The 15,230-nt window shown below is 72.2% G+C and carries 14 protein-coding genes; 2 read left to right on the forward strand and 12 right to left on the reverse strand.

All coding sequences use genetic code 11. From position 1 onward, the window contains the following. The first annotated feature begins 275 nt into the window (after positions 1 to 275). On the forward strand, positions 276 to 791 hold the full coding sequence (locus FNH04_RS11955) for a hypothetical protein (RefSeq protein WP_322722945.1): 516 nt from the start codon (positions 276 to 278) through the stop codon (positions 789 to 791). A gap of 28 nt (positions 792 to 819) precedes the next feature. Here the strand turns inward: FNH04_RS11955 and FNH04_RS11960 are convergent, their stop codons facing one another. Next, complete coding sequence (locus tag FNH04_RS11960; protein ID WP_152783269.1) at positions 820 to 1,872, reverse strand: helix-turn-helix transcriptional regulator; 1,053 nt, start codon at positions 1,870 to 1,872, stop codon at positions 820 to 822. 945 nt (positions 1,873 to 2,817) lie between these two features. Between FNH04_RS11960 and FNH04_RS11970 the strand changes: the two genes are divergently transcribed. Next, positions 2,818 to 3,513, forward strand: coding sequence for a phosphatase PAP2 family protein (locus tag FNH04_RS11970; RefSeq protein ID WP_386574937.1), 696 nt, complete (start codon positions 2,818 to 2,820; stop codon positions 3,511 to 3,513). A gap of 7 nt (positions 3,514 to 3,520) precedes the next feature. Here FNH04_RS11970 and FNH04_RS11975 read toward each other — a convergent pair whose 3' ends face one another. From FNH04_RS11975 to FNH04_RS12025, 11 genes are read right to left on the reverse strand one after another with little or no spacing between them, the layout of a single operon-like run. Continuing rightward, the gene (locus tag FNH04_RS11975; protein ID WP_322722946.1) at positions 3,521 to 4,864 is read right to left on the reverse strand and encodes a glutamate-1-semialdehyde 2,1-aminomutase; all 1,344 of its coding nucleotides are present in this window, start codon (positions 4,862 to 4,864) and stop codon (positions 3,521 to 3,523) included. A 7-nt stretch (positions 4,865 to 4,871) separates the two neighbouring features. Next, positions 4,872 to 5,423: a dTDP-4-dehydrorhamnose 3,5-epimerase family protein gene (locus FNH04_RS11980; RefSeq protein WP_152783273.1), complete on the reverse strand. Its 552-nt coding sequence runs from the start codon at positions 5,421 to 5,423 to the stop codon at positions 4,872 to 4,874. Next, entirely contained in the window at positions 5,420 to 6,685 is a 1,266-nt protein-coding gene (locus FNH04_RS11985) for a polysaccharide pyruvyl transferase family protein (protein ID WP_152783275.1), read from the reverse strand. The genes FNH04_RS11980 and FNH04_RS11985 overlap by 4 nt, the downstream gene beginning before the upstream one ends. Continuing rightward, positions 6,682 to 7,629: a glycosyltransferase family 2 protein gene (locus FNH04_RS11990; RefSeq protein ID WP_152783277.1), complete on the reverse strand. Its 948-nt coding sequence runs from the start codon at positions 7,627 to 7,629 to the stop codon at positions 6,682 to 6,684. Before FNH04_RS11990 ends, FNH04_RS11985 begins: the two co-directional genes overlap by 4 nt. Further along, on the reverse strand, positions 7,626 to 8,924 hold the full coding sequence (locus FNH04_RS11995; protein WP_152783279.1) for an MATE family efflux transporter: 1,299 nt from the start codon (positions 8,922 to 8,924) through the stop codon (positions 7,626 to 7,628). Before FNH04_RS11995 ends, FNH04_RS11990 begins: the two co-directional genes overlap by 4 nt. Positions 8,925 to 8,929: 5 nt before the next feature. Next, on the reverse strand, positions 8,930 to 10,204 hold the full coding sequence (locus FNH04_RS12000) for a DUF4910 domain-containing protein (RefSeq protein WP_152783307.1): 1,275 nt from the start codon (positions 10,202 to 10,204) through the stop codon (positions 8,930 to 8,932). A gap of 20 nt (positions 10,205 to 10,224) precedes the next feature. Continuing rightward, complete coding sequence (locus FNH04_RS12005) at positions 10,225 to 11,250, reverse strand: NAD-dependent epimerase/dehydratase family protein (RefSeq protein WP_152783281.1); 1,026 nt, start codon at positions 11,248 to 11,250, stop codon at positions 10,225 to 10,227. Between the two features lie 3 nt (positions 11,251 to 11,253). Then, on the reverse strand, positions 11,254 to 11,901 hold the full coding sequence (locus tag FNH04_RS12010) for a PIG-L deacetylase family protein (protein WP_152783283.1): 648 nt from the start codon (positions 11,899 to 11,901) through the stop codon (positions 11,254 to 11,256). Continuing rightward, a complete protein-coding gene (locus FNH04_RS12015; protein WP_152783285.1) occupies positions 11,898 to 12,707 on the reverse strand; it encodes a glycosyltransferase family protein in 810 nt (269 codons plus the stop codon). Before FNH04_RS12015 ends, FNH04_RS12010 begins: the two co-directional genes overlap by 4 nt. Further along, on the reverse strand, positions 12,704 to 13,954 hold the full coding sequence (locus FNH04_RS12020; protein ID WP_152783287.1) for a class I SAM-dependent methyltransferase: 1,251 nt from the start codon (positions 13,952 to 13,954) through the stop codon (positions 12,704 to 12,706). Before FNH04_RS12020 ends, FNH04_RS12015 begins: the two co-directional genes overlap by 4 nt. Beyond that, positions 13,951 to 15,228, reverse strand: coding sequence for a glycosyltransferase (locus FNH04_RS12025; RefSeq protein WP_152783289.1), 1,278 nt, complete (start codon positions 15,226 to 15,228; stop codon positions 13,951 to 13,953). Before FNH04_RS12025 ends, FNH04_RS12020 begins: the two co-directional genes overlap by 4 nt. Positions 15,229 to 15,230: the final 2 nt, after the last annotated feature.

Raw genomic sequence — 15,230 nt, forward strand, 5'->3', positions numbered from 1 at the left:
GGCGTCCGCCGTACCGGGCCCGGCGGGCAGGTCCCCGCGAGCGTCCTGCCGCCGGGCCATGTGCACATCACCCTGACGGGGCCGCCCGGCAGGCGCCGGGTGGCACGCGAAGACGTGGCTGTCGGGACCGACGTCCGAGCGGCAGAATTCTCGCCACGGCTGCAGCGGCGCTCAGGCAGTCCCGCCCCTTTCCCTCGGTGTGTCCAGGCGCCGTGGCGCCCTGATACACCTCATCCACCCCGCATCGCCCGGACTCGCGGCGAGATCGGAGAACCGTGCCCCGACAGCGAGGTCTGAGCCAGCCGATACAGTCCTTCGTCGAAGAGCTGGCCTTGTGCGTGGCGGCCAACGGCGCCACGGGGCCCGCCCTGCTGTGGCCCGAGGATCCGACGACCTTGCCGGCCCTGCTGGGGTTGCCCCGGCCGGCCCGTCCGGAACCGGGTGCCGGTTCCTCCGTGCCGGGCGGACCGGACACGGAGGAACTGGCGGCGGAGCTGGGCCGCAGGCTGCAACTGCGGGTGCGCCCCCTCTACCGCTTCCTGTCGGCCGACTCCCCGGTCGTGGAGGGTGCGCCGAGCGGTGCCGAGTCCACGGTCACGGTCCTGGAAGGAGCCTGCCGCTGCGTCCTGTCGCGTATCGGTGAGGATCCGGCACCTCGCCCCTCGCACCCGCTGGGCCTGCGGCTGCGTTCCGGTGGCACCCTCTTCGTGCCCCGGGACCACACCTACCGGCTGTCGGAGATCCACGCCCCGACCACACTGCTCGAACTCCACCTGGAGGGCGCGGACTGACGGTGTGCGCCCCTGGACAGCCGCCGGATCAGGCCGGGGCTGTCGTGGGTGCCGCGTCCGGCTCTCCGTCGTCATTCAGCAGCCCCCTCGCGGACACCGCGACGCCGGCCTGGAAACGGCTCTCGGCGCCGAGCGCCTGCATCATGTCGGCGATGTGCTTGCGGGTGGTGCGCAGGGACATGCCCAGCCGCCGCGCGATCGTCTCGTCTTTCAGTCCCGCCGCCAGCAGTCGCAGGATGGTGCGGTCCAGATCCTTGGCGACCGCCTCCAGGCCGTCGGTGGCCGCGTCGGAGAACGGCTGGGCCTGCGACCACACCTGCTCGAACAGCTCGTACAGGAAGTGCACGACCGACGGCTCCCGGACCACCACCGCGCCCAGCCGGTCGTTGCGATTGGTCATGAACGCCACTTCCCGGTCGAAGATGATCACCCGGTCGACGAGCTGGTGGGCGGTCCGGTACTCGCCGCCCAGCGCGCTCACTGTGGCCACGTACGCCTGACTGGGGCTGTTGAACCGGGCAGTGTGGTGGTAGACGGTACGCATCCGTACCCCCCGAGCGAGCATCTGGCTGTCCCGGAGCAGTGCGTCCTGGAGCACCTCGGGCGGGCGGGTGCCGCCGGGCTGCACGGTGACCATGTCCTCGCGGCACTGCTCGGCCGCCCGGTTCAGCGCGGCCCGCACCTGGGTGAGTCCGGGAATGGTCTCCAGGTCCGTGGAGACACCGTGCCTCCCCTCCTTGTAGTCGGACGCCAGCTGGGCGAACTGGTCGCGGAAGACGCGCAGCTGCGTCTGCTGTTCCGCGATGGCCCGCTCCACCGGCGCGGTGGCCACGGCGGCGACGAGGTGCGGGTCGACGACCCAAAGCCGGTCGTCGCCCTCCTTGCCTCTCTGCACCAGGCCGATCCGGACGAGGTAGTCCACCGCACTGCTCACCGCCGTCTCGTCGACCCCCGTCTCCTCGGCCATCCGGACAAGGTCGAGCTGACCGTGCAGGGCCAGCCAGCGGTAGACGGCCACTTCCTCGGCACCGAGTGTGTCCCCTACAGCTAAAACGTTGTCATCGGTCTGCTGATTCACCATCACTCCTCGGCTTCTGATGCCCACATGAACACGTGCCGCATCCTCATCGCACTCAACGGCCCCCGGCCTCCGCCCTGACTACGGGCGACCGTGGAAGCAGGTTCACGGCTGGAGTCCAGTGGCTGCCGGACGCCCGGTCGATCACGCTGTGAATGCAGGTGCCTCAAGGCCGTGCCCTACGTGGTCGGTTAAGAGCTGGAGGCCGGGGAATCGGTTGTCTTCCTGGCATGTGGGCTGGGTCACTCTGATCCCGGACGCACCCTGCGGAAGTACTCCCGCCTCCTGCCCCGTGCGGGCGAAGGACACGGGCTGGAACCCGCAGGCAAACGCATCGAGAAGGGCCCGTACGGCAGGCAGGGGCTGGAGCCGTTCCTCGCGGAGGGCCCGCGTCCCAACGCGCGCGTCAGCGGCCGAAGGCGGGCGGGGGGCGTGGCTCCGGCACGGAGAAGCGATCCGGAACCACCATGCGCGGAGTGTTGGCACACGGACTTCTCCGACGGCGGTGTGCCGCTGCCGCCTTGTTGGTTAGGGTGGCAAAACAGGCTCGTTGGTGGGGGAGTTGGGTGGGGAGTTGGCGCCAGCAGAAGCCGAAGGCCACATCGACCAGCGGCAGTGGCGTCGGATCGCCTGGGCGGGCCGGGAAGCAGGCCCGCTCCGGTTCGCACTTGACGCGTTCGCCGTCTCGCTCGGTACAGCCGTGCGCAGCCCGTACTCTGACGATCCCGGCCATGTCGGCGGGCGGCAGGGGGCGGCAGCCGAGGTACTGACAGGACACAGAGGCCGTGGCGTGCCCGGACTTACGGTCACCGGAGTCGTCCGGAAGCAACGCCCCGCCGTCGTGGGGCGCTGTCGCCGGGGCGGGCATCAGCAGGTCGATCCGCCGGTCGTCGACCGGCTCGTGGTCCCACGGGGATGCACCGCAGGTCGACCGGACGCGGTGGGCTGGTGACCGGCCGGTCGGCGCCCGCGGTGCTGTCCCCATCGCTGCGCGTGTGGCTCGGGCCGATCGCGGCCCTCGCCGCGCTGGCGGTCGCCGTGCTCGGGGCCCGGTATGCCGGCGACAGCAAGCCCGGCATGGTGGACGCACGGATCTGGGCGGCGGTGGACGGTACGGGGGCGTCGTGGCGGGACGTCGCTCTGGCCACGGACTTCTGGGGGGAGCCCGCAGGAGCGGCGCTGCTGGTCACGGCCGCCGTGGCAGGCTGCCTGCTGCTCCGGCATCCTCGCGCGGCGGTGCTCGTCGTTGCCGGTGCCGGCCTGACCGTGGGCACGACGAAGCTGATCAAGCCCCTGGTGGGACGCACCATCCACGGAGACGGCAACCTGTCCTATCCGAGCGGGCACACCGCCTTCCTCACCGCGCTCGCCCTCGTGGTGGCGCTGCTCGCGACCGGACGGCTCGGCCTCGGCAGGACGGCCGGCACGTCACTCGTGCTCGCCGCGGCGCTGGTCGCCGGCGCCGCCATGGGATGGGCGCAGGTCGCCCTCGGCGCGCACTACCCGACCGACGTCCTCGGCGGCTGGTGCACCGCGCTGGCGGTCGTACCGGCGACCGCCTGGCTGGTCGACCGGATGGCCGACCGGCTGGGCGACCGGCTCATCGATCCGATGGCCGACGCCGGTCGGCGGGAGCGCCGCTGACGTCACGTCACGCCAAGCGGCGGAAGACCGGCTTGACCGGCCGACCCGCCAGCCAGGGGGTGGGATCGGCGGCGTCCAGTGCCTTCCGGTACACCGCACATGCCTGGGCCACCACATCGACGGTGTGGTCGATGTCGGCGTCGCTGAGCGCGCTGCTCACCACGAACGACGGGGCCAGCACCCCGCCCGCGAGGAGCCGGCGCAGGAACAGGGTGCGGTACTGCTGCGACGGCTGCCGGTTCTCGTCGAGGGTGGCGAAGACCAGGTTGCTGGCCCGGCCCCGGACGACGATGTGGTCGCCGACGCCCATGGCGGCCGCGGCGTCGCGGACACCGGCGGCCAACCGCTCGCCGAGGGCGTGCAGCCGCGCGGTGACGCCCTCCTCGGCGTAGGTGGTCTGCACGGCCATCGCGGCTGCCAGGGAGTGCGTTTCCGCACCGTGCGTCGTGGACAGCAGGAACACCCGGTCGCCGGAGTGACGCAGCCCGCCCCGCTCCATCAGGTCGCGGCGCCCGGCCAGCGCGGAGACGGCGAACCCGTTGCCCAGCGCCTTGCCGAACGTGGACAGGTCGGGGACGACGCCGTACAGGCCCTGGGCGCCCGCCTCGGACCAGCGGAAGCCGGTGATCATCTCGTCGAAGATCAGGACGCAGCCGTGCCGGTCGGCCAGCTCGCGCAGGCCGGAGAGGTATCCGGGCGGAGGCTCGGTGTGGGTGGCGGGTTCGAGGATCAGGCAGGCGATGTCGTCCTGGTGGCGGGTGAGCAGCTCCTCCGTGGCGGCCAGGTCCCCGTAGGGGAACGTCACGGTGAGGTCGGTGGTCGGCTCCGGAATGCCGGCGGACATCGGCGTGGTGCCGATGAACCAGTCGTCGGTGGAGAAGAAGGGGTGGTCGGCGCAGATGGCCACCCGCGGGCGTCCGGTGACGGCGCGGGCGAGGCGCACCGCGGCGGTGGTGGCGTCGGAGCCGTTCTTCGCGAACTTCACCATCTCGGCGGTCGGCACCGTGGCCAGGAAGCGTTCCGCGGCTTCTACCTCCACGATGGACGGCCGGACGAAGTTGCTGCCGCGGTCGAGTTCCCGCCGCACCGCCTCGACCACGCGTGGGTGGGTGTGGCCGAGGCTGACCGACCGCAGGCCGGAGCCGTACTCGATGTAGCGGTTGCCGTCGATGTCCCACACATGGGCACCGTGGCCGTGGCTGATGACCGGGGCCAGGTTCTCGGGGTACTGGTCGTCGCCCTTGGCGTAGGTGTGCGCGCCCCCGGGGATCATGGCGTGCAGCCGCTCGTTCGCCATCCGCGACCGGGGCAGGAGGAACTCCTCGGTCCCTTCGGTGTGTTCGGTGTCCACGCCGACCTCAACTTTCTCGTTGCTTCAGGACCTCGGCGAGGCTCGGCGCCTCCCGGTCCCGCTGGGACATCGATGTGACCGGCAGCGGCCAGGGGATGGCGAGCTCCGGGTCGTCGAAGGCGATCGTCACGTCCTCGGCGGGATCGTGCGGGCGGTCGATCCGGTACGAGGTGTCGGCGGTTTCCGTCAGCGCCTGGAAGCCGTGCGCGCACCCCGCCGGGATGTACAGGGTCGCCTGCGTCTCGCCGGACAGCTCGAAGAAGGCCCGGCCCAGGTAGGTCGGTGAGTCCGGCCGCAGGTCCACGACGACGTCGAAGATGCGTCCGTACGAGCACCGCACCAGCTTGGCCTCGCCGGCGCCGGAGCGCAGGTGCAGGCCGCGCAGCACGCCCCGGACCGAGCGGGACACACTGTCCTGGATGAAGGCGTCCGGGGCGAGGCCCACCGAGCGGACCACGTCCGCGTCGAAGGTGCGGCAGAAGAAGCCGCGCTCGTCGGCGTACGGCGTCGGCTCGAACAGGTACGCGCCCGCGATCTCCGGGACTTCGGTCGCTTTCATGGAGCCTCTCGATACGCGTGGGCGTGGGCATGGCCTGTCGTCGGGAACAGGGCGGCGGTCAAGGTGGTGAACTGGTCCTCGAGTTGCCGGGCGGCGACCTCGTTCCGCTCGACGAGCGTCCGCCGCAGCTGAGCCGATTGCCGCTCCAGCGCCCGGAACTGCTCCAACAGCCGGTCGGCGTCGACCTCACGAGCCGGATGACAGTACGCGCCAAGGCCCATCCGCTCCATGAGCGCGTCGCTCTTCGCCGCATAGCTGAGGGCCAGCGTCGGTGTGCCGGCCTTCAGGGCGCAGACCAGGTTGTGGTACCGGGTCGCCACCACGGTGTCGGCAGCCGCCGTCTCCTTCATCAGGTCGGCCAGCGAGGCCGCCTCGGCAGCGGTGACCAGCGGCGAGTCCACCGCGTCGAGGATCGCGGCGACCACCGACGCGTCGCACGCGTCGCCGGTGAGCAGCCGGACCGGTCTGCCGTCCTCGACCAGCGCGCGGACGAAGCGGGTCGTCCCGTCGAGGTAGCGCCGGTGGATCTCCTCGGCCCGGGCGCGGTCGTCGTCGCCCCCGTGGAAGTCCATGACACCGACGCAGACCGGGCCCGGCGAGTCCGAAGGCGCTTCCCCAAGCTCTCCGACAAGCTCCGAGCAGGGGACACCCCATTCCGGCGGCGTCGGCAGGGCGAACGCGAGGTCCGGGTAGACCTCGTCACGCGCGGTGTCCACGCCCATCGCCCGCATCGCGTCGCGGGACAGGGTGTCCCGGTACGACCGGTACGCGGCCAGCCGCGCCGACCAGCGCACCAGGGCCCGGGTCGGCCGGTTGCCGATCGGGGCGGCGCCGACGCCGACCAGCGCGACCGGGGTGCGCAGCAGTCTGCCGCTCGCGCAGAGCAGGAACAGCGAGTACGGGAAGCCCCACGGCCGCAGCGGCAGCGTGGCCTCCAGGACGCCCATGCCCGGCACGATCACCACGTCGTGCCGGCGCACCCAGGCAGCGGTGCGGAGGACGTCGACGAGTTTGCCCAGGCCCTTGCCCGCGATCGCGCCCGCACGTGACGCGGTCCGGTACTCCCCGCGGTACCAGTGCAGCCGCGTCGCGGGGATCCCGTACCGGGCCGCGACGACCTCGGGTCCGCCGCACAGCGCGTCCACGACCGCCTCCGGGTGCTCGGCGCGGAGGTACCCGAGCACGGCCTCGAGCGACCCGTCGTTGCCGAGGTTGCCGGAGCCGAGCAGGCCGAACACCCCGACGCGTGTCGCGGTCTTCATGCCCGCCGCCCCTCACGGCCCGCGACGAGGGCGTCGACGGAGACGGTGAGCTTGGCCGGGTCGACCGGGGCGCGGTCCTCGACCCGCTCACCGGCGCCCGGCCGGGCCCGGCTGGTCATCCACGCGGCGAGGTGGCGGTAGCACGCGCGCCGGTCGGCCGAGGACAACGGCGCCCGCCGGATCGCCGAGACGAAGCCCCAGACGTACTCGGCGAGCAGCCGGGGCGTCGGGTGCAGCGGGCCCGCCCGGCGCGGGTCCAGGTTGACGCACCGGGAGCGCTTGCTGGGGTTCGCCCGCTCGGCGCGGGTGGGGTGGTCGCGGCGGAAGTACAGCAGCTCCGGCACCTGGTGGAAGGGCCCGTGCAGGCCGATCTCGGCGACGAACGTGCGGTCCGCGTGGTGGTAGCTGTCGTGCGGCTTCACCCGGCGCAGCACGTCGGCCCGCATCACCCCGTAGAAGTCGTCGCCGCCGGGCTCGAACAGCATGCTGCGGAAACGCTCGGGCGCGCTCGGCGAGGCGGTGGCGAGCGTGTACTCGTACGGGACCTTCACCTTGCCGTCGCCGTCGATGACCGCCTGGTCGGCGTGCGCGAGGATCACGTCGGGCCGCTCGTCCAGCGCCTCCACACAGCGCCGCAGCAGGTCCCGGGCGTACAGGTCGTCGTGCGAGGCCCACTTGAACAGCTCGCCGCGGCACTCGGTGAACACGTAGTTGTGGTTCGGCGCGGCACCGATGTTCCGAAGCAGCCGGATGTACCGGATGCGCGAGTCCTGAGCCGCGTACTTGCGGCAGATGTCCTGGGTCCCATCGGTCGAGGCGTTGTCGGAGATGACCAGCTCGAAGTCCTCGTAGGTCTGGCCGAGCAGGGCGTCGAGCGACTCGGCCAGGTACTCCTCGCCGTTGTACACGGGCAGGCCGATGCTCAGCCGGGGTTGGGCGGTCATGGCGTCCTCACTTCGGGGATGGGGTTCTGGTGGCGCTCGCGCAGGGCGGAGCGCAGGTGCAGCCACCACACGGCCGAGCCGCTGACGGTCGCGGCGGCGACGCCCCAGGCCGAGCCGACCGTGCCGGCCACGGCCGCCCCGCCGAGCCCGCCGATGACGTAACAGACGGAGGCGAACAGCTGGCTGCGCAGGCTGCGCCGGGCCGCGCCGAGCGCGCGCAGCCCGGCCGCCGCGCCGGTGCCGAGGCCGGCGCCCGCGACGCCGAGCGTGACCGGCACGACGAGCTCCGAGGCAGCGCTCCAGACGCCGCCGAGCACGAACTCGCCGAGCCGGTCAGGGACCAGCAGCAGCGCCCCGCCCCAGAGCAGCGCGGCGGCGGCCTGCCCGCCGCCCAGCAGAAGGCAGAACGCGCCGAGGCGGTGCGGGGCCCGCCGCAGCACCCGTGCCGCCTCCGCGACGGTGACCAGCGACAGTCCCATCAGCACGGCGAGGAACGGGCCGAGCAGCAGCTCGGCACCCCGGATCACGCCCACCGCGCCGACCCCGACGATCGCGCCGAGCCCGTACGCCCGCAGCTGGCTCGCGCCGCTGTTGCTGACGTTCTCGACCAGGTACCGGTTGCCGAGGTCCCGGTGCGTGCGAAGCCACTCGCGCGCTCCGGTCATGTGGGGCCGGATGCCGGACTGGAAGCAGCCGTACACCGCGGCCACCGCGGCGGACCCGCCCCAGGCGAGCACAAAAGCGGCCACGCTGCCCACGCGGGCCGCCACCACCATGGCCGGGACGAGCGCGACGCCCCACACGACGTCGTTGACGAACGCCTTCCGCCCGGTGCCGGCGGCGAAGAACGCGAACCGCCATGCGTCCTGCAACAGCAGCCCCGGCAGTACGACGCCGAGGCAGGCGAACGCGGGCCCCACACGGCCGCCGACACCGAGCCCGACCACCAGACACGCCGCGCCGAGGGCGGCACCGAGGCCGAGCGCGGTACCCGACGACCGGGCCACCGCCGCGCGCCAGGACGCGGTCGACACGCCGCTGAAGCGCACCACGAGCGGGTCGGTGGCCAGGCCGCGGGAGACGTTGAGCACCACGCCGTAGGTCACCCAGGCGAGGCTGAACACGCCGAACGCGGTCACCCCCAGCGAGCGGGCCACGTAGATGCCCACCGCGAAGTTGGACATGCTGGAGGCCGCCTGGTCGGCCAGTCCCCAGGACAGCCGGCCGGCGAGGGCCAGCTTGGCGGATCCGGCCGGTGGCGCCGTTGTCTGCGGATGCTCCCCCTCGGTGGTCATCGGCGTCACGCCTTGATCAGCCCGGCGCCGTGCAGGGCGCCGGCCGCGGCGGCGACGGTGTCGAACGGCAGCCCGGACCGCTCGGCGACGTCCAGCAGACTGTGCTCGCCGTCGGAGAGGTTGAGCACCCAGAGCATGGCCATCTGGGCCTGCTTGGTGTCGCTGCGGCCGCCGAGCGCGTCGTACAACCCGCGCCGGCCCAACTGCGGTTCGCCGTAAGGACTGAGGTTCAGGTACCGCCGGTTGCGGTCCAGCACGGCGAACGCCTCGCGGCAGACGGCGAGGGTGTCCGCCATCGCCTGAGGGGAGACGAAGTCCAGGTTGTCCGCCGAGGTGTGGTACTCGGGGTAGCCGGCGTACGGGGTGCGGGTGAGCGAGCCCACGCCCAGATTGAACCCGGGCGAGCAGAACTGCCGCTCGTCGTAGCCGTACGGAGTGAACTCGGCGACGCGGTGCGGGCGTTCGGAGGCGGCCAGCACGTGCCGCATCACCCGGTCGATCTCCGCGTCGCCGCGCCTGCTCTGCTTGTACGTCAGGCTGCCCGGGTCGCCCGCACAGGCCAGCACAAGCCCGTGCTTGACCCGGTCCACCCGTTCCGCGTTGCGGGCCAGCCAGGTGATCGCCCCGATGGTGCCGGGCGCGAACAGGAACCGGTAGGTGTAGTACGGCGTCCGCTCCGCCAGTGCCCGGGCCAGATACGTCGCCACGGCGATGCCGGCCAGGTTGTCGTTGGCCAGCGACGGGTGGCAGACGTGGCAGGAGACGATCACCTCGTCGGCGACCTGCCCGGGGACCACGTGCTCGGCGTAGGTGAGGTGGCCGTCGGCGAGTGTGGAGTCGACGCACACCTCGTACTCGCCGTCCGGCATCGCGTCCAGGGTCTCCTGGGCCAGGCAGAATCCCCATTCCGGCTTGTAGTAGCTGGTGCGGTACGGCACCCAGGACGGGTGGTCCGGCAGGGTGTGCAGGTGTCCGCGCAACTCGGCCAGCGGCATGGTCGCCGACACCGGCACGCTGTAGCCGAGCACGTGCAGGCTGGACGCGGCGAAGTCGACGACCCGGTTCCCGGCGGGATCGGCGATGTAGGCGTCCCGGATGTTCCACTCCTGCGGCACCGTCCAGTCGAGCACCTGGGTCCCGGTCGGCACCTCGTGCACCTGCAGCGGGACGTACTCGCCGACGATCTCCAGGGTGGCGCGCACACCGTCGCCGGTGATGCTCCGGCACAGCGGGTACAGCCGCTCGACCAGCGCGTACATCTCGTCGCCGGTCGAGGTCATCGGCTGTTCGCCGGCCGCGGTCATCCGCGCCACCGCAGGGTGTCGTCGACCGCGCCGGCGTCGGACGCCGCGCGCAGCACGGCAAGGCGGGTGAAGCGTCGCTCGAAGTCCTCCCGGGTCAGCCCGTGTTTCCGGTAGGCGTCGGCGAGTTCGAGCGCGCCCCGCTTCACGCTCCACTCGCAGTCGAAGCCGGGTATCGCGGCGCGGAACCGGGAGAAGTCCACTCGGTACGACCGCGGATCCGCACCGGTCTCCCCGGTGATCACCACCTTCGCGCCGGACACCGCCTCGGCGACCTGCCCGGCGATCTCGGCGACCGTGACGTTGTTGGTCTCACTGCCGATGTTGAACGCCCGGTCGTGCACCGCTTCGCGCGGCGCGGTCAGCGCGGCCGTGAAGGCCCGTGCGATGTCGGCGGCGTGCACCAGCGGGCGCCAGGGGGTGCCGTCGGAGAGCACGAGGACCTCGCCGGACAGGAGCGCGTGGCCCACCAGGTTGTTCAGCACGATGTCGGCGCGCAGCCGGGGCGAGTAGCCGAAGGCGGTGGCGTTGCGCATGTACACCGGGGTGAAGTCGCCGTCGGCCAGCGCGTGCAGGTCGTCCTCCACCCGAACCTTGGACTCCGCGTACGGCGTCACCGGGCGCAGCGGGGCGTCCTCGCCCACCAGGTCGTCACCGCCGGCGGCGCCGTAGACCGAGCAGGTCGACGCGTACAGGAAGCGCCGCACTCCGGCGTCGCGGGCCAGCCGGGCCAGCCGCACGGACGCGTGGTGGTTGATGTCGTAGGTGAGCTCCGGCGCCAGCGATCCCAGCGGGTCGTTGGACAGCGCGGCCAGGTGGATCACGGCGTCCACCCCTGTCACGTGTTCGGCCGTGACGTCGCGCAGGTCCACCCGATGACCCTGCGGGTCCGCGGGCGTCGGGCCGAGGACGCAGTCGGCGAACAGGCCGGAGTCGAGGCCGACGACCTCGTGTCCGGCGGCGTTAAGGACCGGGGCCATCACGGTGCCCAGGTAGCCCTGGTGTCCGGTCAGTAGTACGCGCAAGGTTCAATCCCCCAGGTTGAGCGTGAGTTTGGTGACGGCGAACGCCTCGGCGTAGCGCTCGTGGCATTCGATGCCGCGGATCCGGGCCAGGCCGAGGAAGGCTTCCCGGTCGTACCAGGGCCGGTGTCGCTGCGAGGGGTAGTGCTCCTGCAGCAGCCGTACCTTCTGTTCGGCGATCTCCGTCGTCAGCGGCTGGTACGCGGCCGGACGGCCGAGATCGCCGTCCCACTTGACGATCTCGTAGCCGAGGACCAGGTGGTCGCGGAACGCGGTGGGTATCAGCTTCGCCAGGCCGCGGTGGTCCTGGTGCGCGTCGTCGGTGCGCGGAGCCAGGATCAGGTCCGGGTCGGTCCGCCCGCGCAGTTCCTCGACCGCGGCCTTGGCCTCGTCCCAGTGCACGGGCATCCGGCCGTCCGGCAGCTTGTGCACGGTCAGCCGCAGGTCGGCGCCCGGGCAGAAGGCGGCGAGCGCGGCCTGCTCCTCCTGCTCCCGCTCGCTGCCACCGCCGGAGAGCACCAGCGCGTCGACACGGATGCCCGGCCGTGCGAGGCACAGCGTCAGCAGCGTGCCGCCGGCCCCGATGGCGATGTCGTCGCAGTGCGCGCCCACCGCGACGATCCGGTCCAGGCGCCCGGCGCCGAGCTGGATCATGCGGTCCCCACCCCTGCGTTCGCCCCCGCGCCGTCCCGTTCCCACACGGCCCACGGGCGGTCGCCCCGGGCGTAGGCGTCGTCGAGCGCGGCCCGTTCCTTCACGGTGTCGGTCGGCTTCCAGAAGCCGCGGTGCTGGTGCGCCACCAGCCGGCCGCGCTTGGCCAGTTGGGCGCATCCGTCGGCGACCAGGTCCCCGTTCTCCGGGATGTGGTCGAAGACCTCCTGGCGGAGCACGAAGTAGCCGCCGTTCTCCCACAGCGGCAGGTCGCTCACCGCGGTGATGCCCCCCACCAGGCCGTCCTCGCCCAGGTCCACGCAGTGGAACGAGGACTGCGGCGGCACCACCATCATCGACGCACCGGCGTCACGCCGGGCGAAGTTCTCGATCATCTCCGGCAACGGGGCATCGGTGAGCACGTCGGCGTAGTTGGCGAGGAACATCTCGTCACCGTCCAGGTGGTGCCGCACCCGGCGCAGCCGCTCCCCGATCGGTGACTCGATGCCGGTCTGCGCGAACGTGATCGTCCAGTCCGAGATGTCGGTGGACAGCAGCTCGGTCCGCCCGCCCCGCAGCACGAAGTCGTTGGACGTCGTCTCCTCGTAGTGGAGGAAGAAGTCCTTGATGTGGTGGGCCCCGTACCCGAGACACAGGATGAACTCCGTGTGCCCGAAGTGCGCGTAGTAGCGCATGACATGCCAGATCAGCGGCCGCGGGCCGACCATCGCCATCGGCTTGGGCACGTCGTCCGCGGCACCGCTCCGCATCCGCATCCCGTAACCGCCGCAGAACAGAACGACCTTCATGCTGTGACCTTTCGAGACGCGACCTCGACAATGCTCAGTTCCGGGATGGGAAAGACCAGCCGGCCGCCCCAGTCGTGCACGAAGGACAGCTGCTCGACCAGCTCGGCCCGCAGGTTCCACGGGAGGACGAGCACGTAGTCCGGCTTGTCGGCGGCTATCTGCTCGGGCGGCAGGATCGGGATGCGGGTGCCCGGGGTGAACCTGCCGTGCTTGTAGGGGTTGCGGTCGACCGTGTACGGGAGCAGGTCGGGCCGGATGCCGCAGTGGTTGAGCAGGGTGTTGCCCTTGCCCGGGGCGCCGTAGCCGACGACCGTCTCGCCGCGCTCGGCCGCCTCGATGAGGAACCGCAGCAGGTCCCGGCGCACCTTGGCCACCCGGGCGGAGAACTCGGTGTACCCGGACAGCTCCTGCAGCCCGGCGGCCTTCTCCCGGGCCAGCACGTCGGCCACCCTCCGGGTCGGCTCGCCGGCCACCTCGGCGGGCCGGGCCCACAGCCGGATGGAGCCGCCGTGCGTGGGCAGCAGCTCGACGTCCACGAGCGCGAGTCCGCCGCTCGCCAGCGCCCGGGTCGCGGACGCGACCGTGTAGTACTGGAAGTGCTCGTGGTAGATCGTGTCGTACTGGTTCTCCTCGATCAGGGTCAGCAGGTGCTGCACCTCGATGGAGACCCAGCCGTCGTCGGCGACCAGGGCGCGCAGCCCCTGGGTGAACCCGACCACGTCGGGGATGTGCGCGTACACGTTGTTGGCCACGACCAGGTCCGCCGGGCCGTGCTCGGCGCGGACGGCCGAGCCGGTGTCCGGGGACAGGAACTCCGTGAGCGTGGGCACACCCGCGTCCCGCGCGGCGGCGCCGACGTTCACCGACGGCTCGATGCCGAGGCAGCGGATCCCCCGGTCCACCACGTGCCTCAGCAGGTACCCGTCGTTGCTCGCGACCTCGACCACGAAGGCGTCGGGGCCGAGACCCACCCGCTGTACGGCGTCGGCGACGAACGTGCGCGCGTGCTCCACCCAGGAGGTCGAGTAGGAGGAGAAGTACGCGTACTCCTTGAACGTCTCCTCCGGCGTGATCAGCGGCGGGATCTGCGCGAGCCAGCAGTCGGTGCAGACCCGCAGGTGCAGCGGGTACGCAGGTTCCGGCTGGTCCAGTTGGTCCGCGGCGAGAAAGCTCTCACACGGCGGGGTCGCCCCCAGATCGACGACGCTCGCCAGCGCCGCCGAGCCGCAGAGTCGGCATCGTGTCATCTACTGCCCCCATCCCTGCTCGCGCGGGCCCCCCGCCGCGAGCCAGTGCTTCCGTTTTCCGCCGGCGGCGCGCTGTCCGGGCCGCCGGACCGACCCGCGATCGCGGTGCGGTACTCATCCACCAGACGCTTCAGCCCGACGGCCGGGCTGAAGCCCTGCTCGTAACGGCGCCGGGCCGCCCGGCCCATCTCCCGGTTGCCGGCCGGCTCGGCCGTGATCCGGCGTATGCAGGACGCGAGCGAGGCGGGCTCGCCCGGCCGGTGCAGCAGCCCGGTCACCCCGTCCTCGACGAGTTCGACGAACGCGCCGTGACCGGCGGCGACGGCCGGAACCCCCGCCGCCATCGCCTCCGCGACCACCAGGCCGAACGTCTCCAGGGCCATCGACGGAGCCACCACGGCGACCGAACGCGCGACGGCCTGCCGGCACTGAGCCGGGTCGAGCAGGCCGACGTACCGCACGTCGTCCCGGCCCGCCGCCCAGGCGGTCACCTCTCGCTCCAGTGGGCCCGCGCCGGCGAGCACGAGCGGCACGCCCACACCGCCGTCCGCGGCGATCTCGTCCCACGCGGCCATGAGCAGCCGCACGCCCTTGGTCTCCGCCAGTCGGCCGAGAAAGAGCAGCTGCTCGCCGGCGCCCGCTCGGCGGGCCCCCGGGTCGGGTACGAAGTTGTGCTTCACCGCCAGCCGCTCGGGTGGCATGCCGGACCGCACCAGGATGTCGCGCTGCGCCGCGGAGATGCAGAAGAACCGCTCCACGCCGGACCACCACCGCCGCCGGTTGACCGACAGGCTGACCGCGAGCGGCACCGTCGCCAGCCGGGAGTTCCGGTAGCAGCCGTGCCGGACGGCGGGCAGCGGCGCCGCCGACCCGACGCACTCGGTGCACAGCCGGCCGTCCCGCTGCAGCGTGCCGGGCGGGCAGATCTGGGTGTAGTTGTGCAGCGTGGCGACGGCGGGCACGCCGGCGTCGGCGCAGGCTGCCAGCACCGCGGGCGACAGGAGCGGGAAGACGTTGTGGATGTGCACCACGTCCGGCCGCTCGGCGCGAAGCCGGGCGGCGAGCTCCGCGCGGACCGCCGGGTTCCACGGCACCAGCAGCGGCACCGCGGCCTTGCCCAGCAGGGACCGGGCGGCGATGTCGTCGCTGCGCCGCTCGAACACCTCGACCCGGTGGCCGGCCGCGCGCAGCAGCCCCACCTCCTCATCGACGACCCTGTTCTCCCCGCTCGGCTGCGCCGAGGAGTAGTGGTTGTGCACCACGAGGACGTGCATGG

The organism is Streptomyces phyllanthi, from assembly GCF_009377205.1.
GTDB classification, from domain to species: Bacteria; Actinomycetota; Actinomycetes; order Streptomycetales; family Streptomycetaceae; genus Streptomyces; species Streptomyces phyllanthi.

Bases quoted from the DNA above. Each gene is read 5' to 3' on its own strand.
- FNH04_RS11985 (WP_152783275.1), bottom strand. From the start codon at position 6,685: ATGAAGACCGCGACACGCGTCGGGGTGTTCGGCCTGCTCGGCTCCGGC.
- FNH04_RS12000 (WP_152783307.1), bottom strand. From the start codon at position 10,204: ATGACCTCGACCGGCGACGAGATGTACGCGCTGGTCGAGCGGCTGTAC.
- FNH04_RS11960 (WP_152783269.1), bottom strand. From the start codon at position 1,872: ATGGTGAATCAGCAGACCGATGACAACGTTTTAGCTGTAGGGGACACA.
- FNH04_RS11980 (WP_152783273.1), bottom strand. From the start codon at position 5,423: ATGAAAGCGACCGAAGTCCCGGAGATCGCGGGCGCGTACCTGTTCGAG.
- FNH04_RS12010 (WP_152783283.1), bottom strand. From the start codon at position 11,901: ATGATCCAGCTCGGCGCCGGGCGCCTGGACCGGATCGTCGCGGTGGGC.
- FNH04_RS11995 (WP_152783279.1), bottom strand. From the start codon at position 8,924: ATGACCACCGAGGGGGAGCATCCGCAGACAACGGCGCCACCGGCCGGA.
- FNH04_RS12020 (WP_152783287.1), bottom strand. From the start codon at position 13,954: ATGACACGATGCCGACTCTGCGGCTCGGCGGCGCTGGCGAGCGTCGTC.
- FNH04_RS11990 (WP_152783277.1), bottom strand. From the start codon at position 7,629: ATGACCGCCCAACCCCGGCTGAGCATCGGCCTGCCCGTGTACAACGGC.
- FNH04_RS12015 (WP_152783285.1), bottom strand. From the start codon at position 12,707: ATGAAGGTCGTTCTGTTCTGCGGCGGTTACGGGATGCGGATGCGGAGC.
- FNH04_RS12025 (WP_152783289.1), bottom strand. From the start codon at position 15,228: ATGCACGTCCTCGTGGTGCACAACCACTACTCCTCGGCGCAGCCGAGC.